Origin of the sequence: Shewanella sp. BJSY2023SW007 (genome assembly GCF_047314525.1) — a bacterium.
Taxonomy (GTDB): Bacteria; Pseudomonadota; Gammaproteobacteria; order Enterobacterales; family Shewanellaceae; genus Shewanella; species Shewanella chilikensis.
Genome location: NZ_JBKORL010000057.1, coordinates 31,026 through 44,377, shown reverse-complemented (window position 1 = coordinate 44,377; position 13,352 = coordinate 31,026). Strand labels below are relative to the sequence as shown.

Annotated in this window: 10 protein-coding genes and 5 tRNA genes; 14 read left to right on the top strand and 1 reads right to left on the bottom strand. The window is 53.0% G+C overall.

Features of this window, described 5'->3' with window-relative positions:
• The first annotated feature begins 95 nt into the window (after positions 1-95).
• Together queC and rrtA are read left to right on the top strand one after the other, a co-directional pair.
• On the top strand, positions 96-842 hold the full coding sequence (gene queC / locus ACMHXE_RS08965) for a 7-cyano-7-deazaguanine synthase QueC (protein ID WP_413732029.1): 747 nt from the start codon (positions 96-98) through the stop codon (positions 840-842).
• A 29-nt stretch (positions 843-871) separates the two neighbouring features.
• Entirely contained in the window at positions 872-1,414 is a 543-nt protein-coding gene (rrtA, locus tag ACMHXE_RS08960; protein WP_226565468.1) for a rhombosortase, read from the top strand.
• Between the two features lie 146 nt (positions 1,415-1,560).
• Here the strand turns inward: rrtA and uvrB are convergent, their stop codons facing one another.
• Positions 1,561-3,573, bottom strand: coding sequence for an excinuclease ABC subunit UvrB (gene uvrB / locus ACMHXE_RS08955; RefSeq protein WP_101055943.1), 2,013 nt, complete (start codon positions 3,571-3,573; stop codon positions 1,561-1,563).
• A gap of 891 nt (positions 3,574-4,464) precedes the next feature.
• Between uvrB and ACMHXE_RS08950 the strand changes: the two genes are divergently transcribed.
• The 12 genes from ACMHXE_RS08950 (at position 4,465) to ACMHXE_RS08895 (ending at position 13,344) form a co-directional block, all read left to right on the top strand.
• A tRNA-Asn gene (locus ACMHXE_RS08950) sits at positions 4,465-4,540 on the top strand.
• A 52-nt stretch (positions 4,541-4,592) separates the two neighbouring features.
• Positions 4,593-4,668: transfer RNA gene (locus ACMHXE_RS08945), tRNA-Asn, on the top strand.
• A 21-nt stretch (positions 4,669-4,689) separates the two neighbouring features.
• Positions 4,690-4,765, top strand: a tRNA-Asn gene (locus ACMHXE_RS08940).
• 26 nt (positions 4,766-4,791) lie between these two features.
• Positions 4,792-4,867, top strand: a tRNA-Asn gene (locus ACMHXE_RS08935).
• Between the two features lie 28 nt (positions 4,868-4,895).
• Positions 4,896-4,971: transfer RNA gene (locus ACMHXE_RS08930), tRNA-Asn, on the top strand.
• A 95-nt stretch (positions 4,972-5,066) separates the two neighbouring features.
• Positions 5,067-6,971, top strand: a complete 1,905-nt coding sequence (locus tag ACMHXE_RS08925) for an EAL domain-containing protein (protein WP_413732026.1) — start codon at positions 5,067-5,069, stop codon at positions 6,969-6,971.
• A 115-nt stretch (positions 6,972-7,086) separates the two neighbouring features.
• A complete protein-coding gene (gene rsxA, locus ACMHXE_RS08920) occupies positions 7,087-7,665 on the top strand; it encodes an electron transport complex subunit RsxA (protein ID WP_234556960.1) in 579 nt (192 codons plus the stop codon).
• A gap of 4 nt (positions 7,666-7,669) precedes the next feature.
• On the top strand, positions 7,670-8,239 hold the full coding sequence (rsxB, locus tag ACMHXE_RS08915; RefSeq protein WP_165565201.1) for an electron transport complex subunit RsxB: 570 nt from the start codon (positions 7,670-7,672) through the stop codon (positions 8,237-8,239).
• Positions 8,233-10,944, top strand: a complete 2,712-nt coding sequence (gene rsxC, locus ACMHXE_RS08910; RefSeq protein WP_413732024.1) for an electron transport complex subunit RsxC — start codon at positions 8,233-8,235, stop codon at positions 10,942-10,944. Before rsxB ends, rsxC begins: the two co-directional genes overlap by 7 nt.
• A gap of 1 nt (position 10,945) precedes the next feature.
• A complete protein-coding gene (gene rsxD, locus ACMHXE_RS08905; protein WP_101055938.1) occupies positions 10,946-11,998 on the top strand; it encodes an electron transport complex subunit RsxD in 1,053 nt (350 codons plus the stop codon).
• 18 nt (positions 11,999-12,016) lie between these two features.
• On the top strand, positions 12,017-12,652 hold the full coding sequence (gene rsxG / locus ACMHXE_RS08900; RefSeq protein ID WP_189577783.1) for an electron transport complex subunit RsxG: 636 nt from the start codon (positions 12,017-12,019) through the stop codon (positions 12,650-12,652).
• Entirely contained in the window at positions 12,649-13,344 is a 696-nt protein-coding gene (locus tag ACMHXE_RS08895; RefSeq protein WP_101055936.1) for an electron transport complex subunit E, read from the top strand. The genes rsxG and ACMHXE_RS08895 overlap by 4 nt, the downstream gene beginning before the upstream one ends.
• Positions 13,345-13,352: the final 8 nt, after the last annotated feature.

Below are 13,352 nucleotides of genomic sequence, written 5' to 3'. Positions count from 1 at the left end.
AAGCCGGCGCTGACAGCCGGCCAAATTAGGGTAAACTGTGACGATTGAGTCATCCCTTTGAATAGACGCTTATGTCTTCATCCAATCAATCACTTATGTCATCAGAATCAAACGCACCGCAAACCACAGAGCCAATCCAAAGCACTAAGCCAACGATTTCCAAGGCGATAGTCGTTTTCAGCGGCGGTCAGGACTCCACCACCTGCCTTATTCAGGCCTTGGCCCAGTATGATGAAGTACATGCCATCACCTTCGACTATGGCCAGCGCCACCGCCAGGAGATTGAAGTTGCCAAACAACTGGCGCAAAAACTCGGCGCCGCCAGTCACAAGGTGCTGGATGTTACTCTACTCAATGAGTTAGCCATCTCGGCCCTGACCCGCGACAATATTCCGGTATCAAACGACTTGATGGACAATGGTCTGCCCAATACTTTTGTTCCCGGACGCAATATTCTGTTTCTGACCCTGGCGGGGATCTACGCCTATCAGATAGGCGCCGATGCCGTGATCACAGGTGTCTGCGAGACCGACTTCTCCGGCTACCCAGACTGCCGTAATGACTTTATCAAGGCGATGGAGTCTGCGCTGGTACAAGGCATGGACAGACAGCTGCGTTTGGTTACGCCACTCATGTGGCTCAACAAGGCCGAAACCTGGGCACTGGCAGATAAATACCAGCAACTGCCACTGGTAAGGGATGAAACCCTTACCTGCTATAACGGCATTCTTGGCAAAGGCTGTGGCACCTGCCCCGCCTGTTTATTGCGTCAAAAAGGATTGGATGAGTATCTGGCGAGCCCGGACAGCATCCAGGCAATACTGGCGGCCAAGACAGCGTGAAGCCGAGCTCCGCTTATTTTTCAGGTGTTGTGTTAACAGCCCTGGCGCTGCTGCTGTATTCTCTGCCGCTCACTGAGCTGTTGGCTTTTCGCCGCAGCGCTATAGAACAAGGTGAGCTGTGGCGGCTTGTCAGCGGCAATCTGCTGCACACCAACTTCTGGCATCTGCTGATGAACCTCGCCGGGTTTTGGGTGATCCTTTATCTGCACAAGGAACACTATAACGCCCTGGGCGTATTGATATTGACCCTGGCCCTGTGTCTGCTTGAAGGTGTAGGGCTTTATCTTTGCTACCCGCAGCTTATGGGTTATGTGGGGCTAAGTGGCATACTGCACGGCTTGTTCGCCTTCGGCGCCCTGGCCGATATTCGCAGTGGTCGAAACTCAGGTTACCTGCTGCTTGCTGGCGTTATCGCCAAGGTCGCCTGGGAGCAATGGCAAGGGGCGGCCGCTGAAGTCAGCGCCCTGATTGGCGCCAGAGTCGCGGTTGAAGCGCATCTTGTTGGTCTGATTGGCGGTATCGCACTGTTTGGCTTGTGGCGACTGAGTGCTTATAAAGCGCCGAAACTTTGATACCAAGCCTAAGCATTTAAATAGGGGTTTTTAAATTAGGCTTTTAAATCAAGCTCTTTAAAGTCGTTGACAGATGAACAGCATAAAGAACCCGGCTTTTGCCGGGTTCTTTGTCAATGGGTCAATTTTAGGGAAGGTGCGAACATTTAGGCCTTGATAAGCTCCTCTCTGAGCCTTGCCACTTCATCACGCAGTGCAGCAGCCTGCTCAAACTCCAGATCCCTGGCATGCTGGTGCATCTGTTTTTCCAGCCTGTCGATTTCATGCGCCAAATTGGCGGCGTCCACCTGATAAGCCGACTTGCGCTCCGCCACCTTGCGGGCACCCGGCTGCGGCGCTGCCGATGAGGGGGAATCTCCCACATCCATGACATCTGTTATCTTCTTCACTAAGCCCTTGGGCACTATGCCATTGGCCAGGTTGAAAGCGTGCTGCTTCTCGCGGCGACGATTGGTTTCATCCATGGCCTTGGCCATTGAAGGGGTCACCTTATCGGCGTAAAGGATCACCTTGCCGTTAATGTTACGAGCTGCGCGGCCTATGGTCTGGATAAGCGAGCGCTCGGAGCGCAGGAAACCCTCTTTATCGGCGTCGAGTATGCACACCAGAGACACTTCCGGCATGTCCAGCCCTTCCCTGAGCAAGTTGATGCCGACCAGCACGTCGAAGACACCCTTACGTAAATCGCGAATGATCTCTACCCGCTCCACGGTATCCACGTCCGAGTGCAAGTAACGCACCTTAACGCCGTGTTCATCGAGATATTCGGTGAGATCTTCCGCCATCCGCTTGGTCAGCGTAGTCACCAACACACGTTCATTGACGGCAATGCGCTTGTTGGCCTCAGAGAGCAGATCATCCACCTGAATCGCCACCGGCCGCACTTCCAGCTCGGGATCCAACAAACCCGTGGGCCTGACCACTTGTTCGGCCACATCGCCGCCGCTGCGTTCAAGTTCATAACTGCCCGGTGTGGCCGACACATAAATCGTCTGCGGCATCAAGGACTCGAACTCTTCAAACTTGAGCGGTCTGTTATCCAGTGCCGATGGCAGGCGGAAACCGTACTCCACCAGGGTGGTTTTCCTCGAACGGTCACCCTTGTACATGGCACCTATCTGCGGCACAGTCACATGTGACTCGTCGATGATCAGCAGACCGTCCGGCGGCAGATAATCCAGCAAAGTCGGCGGCCCTTCTCCCGGTGCACGCCCGGAGAGATAACGGGAGTAGTTTTCGATACCGGAGCAATAACCCAACTCTGTCATCATCTCCACATCGTACTGCACCCGCTCGCTGATCCTTTGTGCCTCAATCAGCTTATTGGCATCCAGCAACTGCTGACGGCGCTCCCTGAGCTCGGCCTTTATCTGCTCTGTGGCCGCCAATATTTTTTCTCTCGGGGTCACGTAGTGAGTCTTGGGGTAAACCGTGGCCCGGGCAATGCGTTTACGTACCTGGCCGGTCAATGGATCAAACAGCGACAGCTGCTCTATCTCATCATCGAATAGCTCGACCCGAATGGCATCTCGGTCCGATTCGGCCGGGAAGATATCTATTACCTCACCGCGCACCCTGAAGGTACCGCGCTGCAGTTCAATATCGTTGCGGCTGTATTGCAACTCGCTGAGCCGCTGCAGTATATCCCGCTGACCCATGATGTCGCCCTGGCGCAAGTGCAGCAGCATCTTCATGTAAGAGTCGGGATCGCCAAGACCATAGATGGCTGAGACCGAGGCAACCAACACCACATCACGCCGCTCCAGCAAAGCCTTGGTGGCCGAGAGTCGCATCTGCTCGATATGAGCGTTGACCGAAGCATCCTTCTCAATAAAAGTGTTGGTCGAAGGCACATAGGCTTCCGGTTGGTAGTAGTCATAATAAGAAACAAAGTATTCCACCGCATTATGGGGGAAAAACTCTTTCATCTCGCCGTAGAGTTGCGCAGCCAACGTCTTGTTGGGCGCCATAATGATGGTTGGCCGCCCTTGATTGGCAATCACATTGGCAATGGTGAAGGTTTTACCTGAACCGGTTACCCCCAACAAGGTTTGATTGGCGAGCCCGGATTCCAGTCCATCAATCAGTTTAGCAATGGCGGTGGGCTGATCTCCGGCAGGGGAATATTGAGACTCCAAGCGAAACGGCGTAGCTGACACTTTAATGCTCCTTCGGTTAAGCCTTTCATTTTACTCATTGAGCCGAATTACGCCAAGCCAAAAGCCGCATTACTCCTGCCAACATGATGTCAGCAGCAGCTTGTGCTGAAACTCAGCAACGAGACGGCAGATGTGGCGGCCAAAGGCAGAAATTCCATCCAAATAAGTCAAACAGGTAGATTTAATGCACAAGGTTTGGCAGATACTTCCTTACAGCTTTGTTACAAAAAACACCAAGTAAACCAAAGCGGCTTGACTTTCACATCTATCTGTTTTTATTAGACTTATTTTTTAACCGCTCAAACTGACCATTTTAACTTCAATGCAGATGCCACAAGGGTTTGCAGCCCATAAAGTCGGGAAGCTCACAGGTTTATCCACAGATTTAGTGGATAAGTCAGTCTAACCCTGTAACCATGGGGGATTGCGGCAAGCAGTGCAAGCCAACGCATCTTGATGGGTGTTTTGTAATAAAAGAACATATGAAAGTGTAGCACTCACCTTAAAAGCTAAGATGCACCAAAATGAACTCAAAGCAGCTGAATCGCACCTTTTTTACGCGCCTCTCATGACGAGTTAGACGCCGGGTAACTTGAGCAAAAACATCCCCCTTGTAAGATTTCAGCCCAGTGGACAGACAAAAGCCGCCGAAATACACGCACTTTGGCCTTCCAATGAAATCAGCTTTGATTGAAATGACACGAAATATCAGTGTTTAGCCGTTATTTTTTAAGCAAAAAATTCCCACAAAGCAGTTTTATCCACCACTGTGAGCATTAGATAAGCAATTAACAGCTTAATGACACTTTTTTTAGGGCTGCGAGTTGACTCCACCCACAGAGCGATTTACTATGCGCTCCGTTCTCAGCGAGACAAGCAAGAAATTACGATTCCCCTGTAGTTCAGTCGGTAGAACGGCGGACTGTTAATCCGTATGTCACTGGTTCGAATCCAGTCAGGGGAGCCAATTTACGCAAGTCACCTGAAAACAATAGGTTAATCCTAGCTAAATACATAATTCCCCTGTAGTTCAGTCGGTAGAACGGCGGACTGTTAATCCGTATGTCACTGGTTCGAATCCAGTCAGGGGAGCCAATTTAGTTAGTTGAAATCTGTTCCCCTGTAGTTCAGTCGGTAGAACGGCGGACTGTTAATCCGTATGTCACTGGTTCGAATCCAGTCAGGGGAGCCACTTCAAGATTAACCAGCGAAATCTGTTCCCCTGTAGTTCAGTCGGTAGAACGGCGGACTGTTAATCCGTATGTCACTGGTTCGAATCCAGTCAGGGGAGCCACTTCGATTACGCCCATAAAAATTTCGATTCCCCTGTAGTTCAGTCGGTAGAACGGCGGACTGTTAATCCGTATGTCACTGGTTCGAATCCAGTCAGGGGAGCCATCTTATCTTATCTTATCTCTTCCTGCGTTTTGTATTTATAACAAATACGTATACAATTCTGACATCCCTTTAACCTAGTCTGAATTCTGGAAAAGATGGGCATTTCGCGCGTTTTTCAACTGTTACTGTTATTGAGCTTTCTGGCGACCGGCTTGGTCTTGTTGCAACAGGAGCGGCAGGTTTTGCAGCAACAAGCCGATGTCCTGTTACAGCGATTACAACAAGCGCAAGTCCAGGCCCAGGGCGCAGATGATGCCGCTATCTTTTACCGGCAACTACAAGACAGAGTGTCATTGCAGTTTTTCCAATATACAGATGACGCCGATGGTCAGAATAACCTCACTCGAGGACATTTCCTGCCAGAGATGAACTGGCAGTATTATCTACTGCCATTGCAACTAGAATCCCAATACCGCTTCGCTTCCGGGCGCGTGTTACTTAAGCCGGACCTCAGCCCTCTTCGAGAGCAAAGGATCCATATCCTCTGGCTTGAGGGATTACGCTTATTGCCCCTTTATTTGGTATTGGCGTTAATCTTTGCCTTGATGATGAAGCGCCACAAAAGCGCCCTTACCTATGCCGCCGAGTATCTGACAAAAATGTCCCAAGGTGAGTTCGATGCCCTGGCGCAGAGCCGCTTTCGGGGTGAACTCAAGCCATTGGGGCAAGCATTGGAACAAAGTCGGCAGCTGATAAAGCAGCGGTTTGAGAAACTTGAGTCAGAAAACCTGGCGCTTAAGAGGCTCGCCTACGAAGATCCGATAACCGGCTTAGGCACCCGCCAGCACTTCACCGAAAAACTGCAGCAACTGTCTCTTTCCGGCAAATCACAAATTGGAGTGCTAATCCTGGTAAAAGCCACCGAGCTTGGCCATATCAATCAACTGCGCGGCCGTCAGGGCGGCGATGACTATCTTGCCCGTGTCGCAGTTTGTATTCGCCGGGCACTCCAGGGTTACAAAAACAGCGAAAGCTTTCGCATTGCCAGTACTGACTTTGCCATCTTTATCCCCTCAATAGTGCTGAAAGACGCGCAAACCTTTGCCACCCAGCTGAAACGTGAACTGGAAGAGTATCAAGCAGAGCTGCAAACGGACTCCATTGCCCATAGCGGCATAGTGACCTACAGCAGCGACAAAGATCCCATAAGCACTCTTGCCATGGCCGATACCGCCGCCAACGTGGCGCAGACCTTGGGCCCGAATGCAGTGCAATTCCAGGATAAAAATTTGCTGAATGAAACACTCGGCGATAACCGCTGGAAACTGGCCATTGAAGACTTGCTGAAGCGCCGGGCACTCAAATTTTACCAACAGCCCATTCAACCCTGTCGCAGCGAGGTAGATGGCTACCGTGAGCTGTTGGCACGCTTTTACAACGGTGAAGGCAAGTTTCTACCGACAGCCACAGTGATCGCCATGGCCGAACGTCACGGCATGAGTCAGGAACTGGATAAACTGGTGCTACTCAGCGCCTTGAAACTACTGCAGAGCCTGCCAAACCTCAGCGGTAATATCGGTGTCAATCTGAGCCCGGGCTCAGCCTCCAAAGAAAGCTTTATTGCCTGGGCCAAAGATCTGCTCTCCAAACATCCGAGATTAGCCTCAAGACTGGTGTTCGAAATCAACGAAGCAGGCATGCAAGGTAACCTGGCCGCCAGTCACAAGTTTGTTCGCGCCATGCATAGCGTCGGCTGCAGGGTATCGGTAGAACGCTTCGGCATGAGTTTTACCTCATTCAAATTCTTCCGAGAGGTGCGCCCCGACTATATAAAATTGGATCCCAGCTATACCCAGACCATAGATGAAGACACCAATAATCAGTTCTTTGTTCGCATGCTGGTCGATGTAGCCCGCCGTAGTGGTGTCAGGGTAATAGCCTGCGGCATAGAGCGCCAGGAAGAGAAAATGGCCGTCGAAAAATTGCTGGTCGACGGCATGCAAGGCTTTTACATCGCCAGGCCACAACCGCTGGAACCAGCCGAAATGAACAGAAATTAATGCCATTTATGACCCAATAAGGGCGCAAAGAAGGTAAACCCTGCTTTCTATATGTTGTTTATGACCACTGAAACACTGATAATAACCGCCAAGAAATCACAACACCTGTAATGAGATGAGTGAGTATCTCCTGTTGTTGATTGGCACTGTGCTGGTCAACAATTTTGTATTAGTAAAATTCCTTGGGCTTTGCCCATTTATGGGGGTATCCAGTAAGCTGGAATCAGCCATAGGCATGTCCATGGCAACAACCTTTGTCATGACCTTGGCCGCCATTCTCAGCTACCTGGTCAACCAGTATCTGCTGCTGCCCTTCGAGCTCGGCTACCTGCGCACCATGAGCTTTATTCTGGTGATCGCGGTAGTGGTACAGTTCACCGAAATGGTGGTACAGAAAACCAGTGCAACTCTGCATAGGGCGCTGGGGATCTACCTGCCACTTATCACTACCAACTGTGCCGTGTTGGGCGTAGCCCTGCTGAATATCAATGAAAACCATGATTTTATGCAGAGTGCCATCTACGGTTTTGGCGCTGCAGCCGGCTTTTCTCTGGTGCTTATCCTGTTTTCAGCAATGCGCGAACGTTTGGCGGCGGCCGATGTGCCCGCGCCTTTCAAAGGCAGCGCCATCGCCATGATCACCGCCGGCCTGATGTCGCTGGCCTTCATGGGCTTTACCGGTTTAGTCAAATAGAGTTATGTCTTCCATGCTAATTGCAGTCATTTTATTGTCTCTGCTGGCGCTGGTATTCGGCGTTTTACTCGGCTTCGCCGCCGAGAAGTTTAAAGTTCAGGGCAATCCGATAGTGGACCAGGTCGAAGCCCTGTTGCCACAAACCCAGTGTGGTCAATGCGGCTACCCTGGTTGCCGCCCCTATGCCGAGGCGATAGCCAACGGCGAAAAGATCAACCGCTGTCCGCCGGGTGGTACCGCCACTATGGAGAAACTGGCCGATCTTATGGGGGTCGAACCCGAGCCTCTCGATGCCAGTGTCGAAACCCAGATTAAAAAGGTCGCCTATATTCGCGAAGAGGAGTGTATCGGCTGTACCAAGTGCATTCAGGCCTGTCCGGTAGACGCCATCATAGGCACCGGCAAGCTGATGCACACTGTCCTGACCAGCAACTGCACCGGCTGCGATCTATGTGTTGAACCCTGCCCTGTGGATTGTATCGATATGATCCCGGTGAAACAGGATCTGAAAACTTGGGACTGGCAGCTTAACGCAATTCCAGTGAAGTTGGTGGAAGAGGACAAGCCGTGCTGACATTACTCGAACAGTTAGATAAAGGAACTCAGTGGCGCCTGACCGGTGGAATTCATCCGCCGCAGATGAAACACCTCTCCAACAGCAGCCCTATTGGGCGTCTGCCGCTTGCCAGTGAATTCTTATTGCCCGTACCTCAGGTTGGTGACAGCGCCGTGCTCGAAGTCAAAGTCGGCGACAGAGTGCTCAAGGGCCAGGCGCTGACCCGCGGACTGAGCGCCATGTATCTGGCGGTGCATGCCCCCACCTCAGGCATCATTCGCGCCATAGAGCAAAGACCCAGCAACCACCCTTCTGCCCTGCCGGTATTGACCTGTGTGCTGGAAGCCGATGGCCAGGATCAAGCCATAGATTTTGATCAGCAAGACATCGCAGCATTGAGCCGCGAGCAGATCCTAGGCCGCATTCGCCAGGCCGGGATAGCCGGATTGGGCGGCGCCATGTTTCCGGCTCACATCAAACTCAACCCCGCCAGTGAAATTGAACTGCTGTTGATCAACGGCGTGGAATGCGAGCCTTATATCAGCGCCGATGACAGATTGATGCGCGAACACGCCAGGGAAATTCTGGATGGCATTGAAATTGTTCACGGACTGCTAAATCCCAAACGGGTAATTATCGCCATCGAGGATAACAAGCCCGAAGCCATACAGGCGATGCAGCAGGCACTGGATAGTTGCCACCTCCCCAAGGGAAGCATCAGGATCACTGTGATCCCGACCAAATACCCTTCCGGCGGTGAAAAGCAGCTGATCCAGATCATTACCGGGCAGGAAGTGCCTTCCGGCGCCATTCCGGCGCAACTTGGGATAGTAGTGCACAACGTAGGCACCGCCTTTGCCATTCGCGAAGCCGTTTGCCTGGGTAAGCCTCTCATAGAGCGGGTCGTCACAGTGACCGGCGGCAATATTCCAAAGCCGGGTAATTACTGGGTGCCACTAGGCACGCCCATAGCCCATATACTGGAGCAAAGCGGTTTTACCGCCAGCGGTCAGGATACCGTCATTATAGGCGGCCCCATGATGGGCTACACCCTGCCCCTTATCAAAGTGCCCCTACTCAAGGGCAGTAACTGTGTCTTGGTGCCATCGGCCAGTGAAATCAGCCCTCCGGCCGAAGAAAAGGCCTGCATTCGTTGCGGTGAATGCGCTCAGGTGTGCCCGGCTTCTCTATTGCCTCAGCAACTCTACTGGCACAGTAAGGCAGAAGAGTATGACAAGGCCAGCGCCTACAACCTCAGAGACTGCATCGAATGTGGCTGCTGCAGCTATGTTTGCCCATCGGATATTCCTCTGGTGGAGTATTACCGCATTGCCAAGGCGGCCATCAAACACAGTCACGAGGAAAAACAGCTGGCCGAGCAGGCCAAGCAGAGATTCGATGCCAGGCTCAAGCGGCTGGAGGCAGAAAAACTGGCCCGGGAAGCCAAAGCCAAGGCCGCAGCCGACAAGCGCCGCGCCGCCATGGGCAGTGGTGAGAAAGATGCCGTTGCCGAGGCTATGGCCAGGATCAAGGCGAAAAAAGCTGCTGAAGCTTCTGTGGCGGCCACCACAAGCCCGATAGAAAAAGCGGCCGACACCGCCGACTCGGCAGTTATCCAGCCAAAGGCAGACAAAAGAAAGAGCGATGTCGCCGCAGCGATTGCCCGTGCCAAGGCCAAAAAAGCCGCTGCACAAGGCACAGTTCCTACTAAAGAAGTTGTTGATGCGACTACAGATAATGCAGCTGAAGGCACAACATCCGGCTCGGACAAGAAAGCTCAGATTGCAGCCGCTATCGCCCGTGCCAAGGCAAAAAAAGCTGCCGCAGCCTCAGGGCAGACTGAGACTGACACTGGCAAAACTCAAGATGCACAGGCCAGAGCCACTCAAGCGACAGCCGATGATAATGGTGGGGAACAAACGCAAGCCAACGAAGCAAGCCAAGCCGTAAGCAACGACAGCAAGCAGGCCCGTATCGCGGCGGCGGTTGCCAAAGCCAAGGCCAAGAAAGCCGCGGCGTCTAAGTCAACTCCAGCAGCAGATGTCGAAGGGGGAGCCGCGCAAGGTGCCGAAGTAAACCAAGTCGCAAGCCAAGCAGCAAAACAAACCGCAGGCGATGACAGCAAGCAGGCCCGTATCGCGGCGGCGGTTGCCAAAGCCAAGGCCAAGAAGGCCGCGGCGGCTGAACCAGTGGAATCACCTGCGACCTATGATAATGGCGTGGGATCAGCGCAAACCGCCGAAGTAAACCAAAGTTCAAGCCAAGCAACAAAACAAGCCGCAGGCGATGACAGCAAACAGGCTCGTATTGCGGCGGCAGTTGCCAAAGCCAAGGCCAAGAAAGCCGCTGCGTCTAAGTCAGCTCCAGCAACGGATGTCGAAGGGGGAGCAGCGCAAGGTGCCGAAGTAAACCAAGTCGCAAGCCAAGCAGCAAAACAAGCCGCAGGCGATGACAGCAAGCAAGCCCGTATCGCGGCAGCGGCTGCCAAAGCCAAGGCCAAGAAGGCCGCGGCGGCAAGTGAACAACCGCAGGACAACGGCGCAGCAAATACGCCTGTTTCGGCTGAAAGTCGGCCTCCAAGCGAGTCGACAACCGCTACCGAGCCCACGTTCCCTGAGAGTACCCCGCCTAATGACAGCAAACAGGCGCGTATTGCCAGGGCAGTAGCCAAAGCCAAACAAAAGGCCAAAGAGAAGGCGCTCAGCGCACAGGAGAAAGATTGATATGGCGTTTAAAATAGCCTCCTCCCCCCATGTCAGCCGGCCGCTGCAAACCAGCACTGTGATGCAAAGGGTGCTGCTCTGCGCCCTGCCCGGCCTGGTAGCCCAGTGTGTATTTTTTGGTTGGGGCAGCCTTATTCAGGTACTGCTGGCCGTGATGGTCGCTTTGATTTCAGAGGCCGCCATCCTCAAATTGCGCAAACGCAAGGTACTTTCGACTTTGTCGGATAACAGCGCGGCTCTGACAGCGGTTCTTATCGGTATTGCCATACCGCCGCTCGCCCCTTGGTGGATGGTGGTGATAGGTACAAGTTTTGCCATCATCATGGTCAAACAGCTTTACGGCGGTTTGGGGAATAACCTGTTCAACCCGGCCATGGCAGCCTATGTGCTGCTGTTGGTGGCCTTCCCGGTACAGATGACCAGTTGGGTCGCACCGGCGACTGTTGCCCAGCATTCCCCTGATTTTCTCACCAGTTTGCAAGTGATTTTCGGCGCCAGCCAAGGCAGCGTTGCCGAGTACTTCCAGCTAGGTGTCGATGGCGTCACCATGGCGACACCGCTCGATACGCTGAAGACGGATCTCTCTATGGGAATGACCACCACCGAGAGCCTGCAAAAACCGATTTTTGCCGGCACTATCAACAGTGGCTGGTTTTGGGTCAACCTGGCCTACCTGTGCGGCGGCCTGGCGCTGTTGAAGATGAAGCTTATCCGCTGGCATATCAGTGTTGGCGTGCTGGCGTCACTGTTTATCTGCAGCGGCTTTGCCTATGCGCTTGGGCCAGATACCCATGTCAGCCCACTTATTCATCTGTTCAGTGGCGCTACCATGCTGGCAGCTTTCTTTATTGCCACGGATCCTGTAACCGCGCCCGCCAGTAACCGAGGCAGATTGATCTTTGGCGCCCTTATCGGCCTGGTGGTTTACCTTATCAGAAGCTTTGGGGGTTACCCTGACGCCTTCGCTTTTGCGGTGCTACTGGCCAACCTGTGCGCCCCTTTGATCGACTACTATGTCAAACCCCGAGCCTATGGCCATCGCGCCGGACATTGATAGCAAGAGAGATAGACAGTGCAAAAATCCATGTTGAAAAATGGCCTGCTTTTAGGCCTGTTTGCCCTGATATGCACAGCTGTGGTGGCGGTTGTCAATGACAGTACCCGGGATGCGATCCTGGCGCAGCAAAAGTTGGAGCTTAAACGCACCCTGGAGCAGATCATTCCCAATGAACTGCACGACAACCCGCTCGAGGAAAGCTGTGTTCTATTGCAGGACAAAGATGCTCTGGGTACGACTCAGCCCATGCCGGCTTATATCGCCACCCAAAATGCCGAGCCGGTCGCCATTGCCATCGAAACCATAGCGCCGGATGGCTACAATGGTGAAATACGCTTGATCATAGGTATCAAGACTGACGGCACAGTGCTTGGGGTTCGCACTCTGTCGCATCAGGAAACCCCTGGGCTAGGTGACAAGATTGAACGCAAGAAATCTGATTGGGTGGACAGCTTTATCGGCAAAAAGCTTCAAGGCCGTGATGACAAGGCCTGGTATGTGAAAAAAGACGGCGGTGAAATCGACCAGTTTACCGGGGCGACCATTACTCCCAGAGCCTACGTCAAGTCGATAAGAAACACCCTGGCCTTCTTTGAAGCCAATAAGCAGACCCTCTTTTCGCAATCACAGACATGTGAGGCAAGCCAATGAGTTTATATCGCGATATCGCCTGGCAAGGCTTGTGGAAAAATAACCCCGGACTGGTGCAGATGTTGGGGCTCTGTCCCCTGTTGGCGGTGACCTCTACTTTTACCAACGCCCTGGGGCTTGGGCTCGCTACCGCAGTAGTGTTAATTGGTTCCAACACTACAGTATCCCTGGTGCGCAACTTTGTACCCAAAGAGATCCGCATCCCCGTGTTTGTGATGATCATTGCCGCACTGGTAACCGCAGTGCAGTTGCTGGTCAACGCCTACGCCTACGGCCTCTATCTGTCTCTCGGTATTTTCCTGCCGCTGATCGTAACAAACTGCGTCATCATTGGCCGCGCCGAAGCCTTTGCCTCGCGTAATTCACCTATGGATGCCGCCTTTGACGGCTTGATGATGGGTATTGGCTTTACCTTGGTATTGATGGTGCTCGGTGGCGGCAGGGAAATACTGGGGCAAGGCACCCTATTTGACGGCGCCGATCTGCTTCTCGGGCCTTGGGCTGCGAGCTTGCGTATTGAAGTTTGGCAAGTCGATACCCCGTTCCTGCTGGCGATGTTGCCGCCCGGTGCCTTTTTGGGTATGGGGCTGCTGATTGCCCTGAAAAACGCCATCGACAAGAAACTCGCTGAGCGCCAACCTAAAATGCAAACCGCGCCAGTGGAGCGCGCCAGGATCACCAAAGTCAACTGAGGTCATTG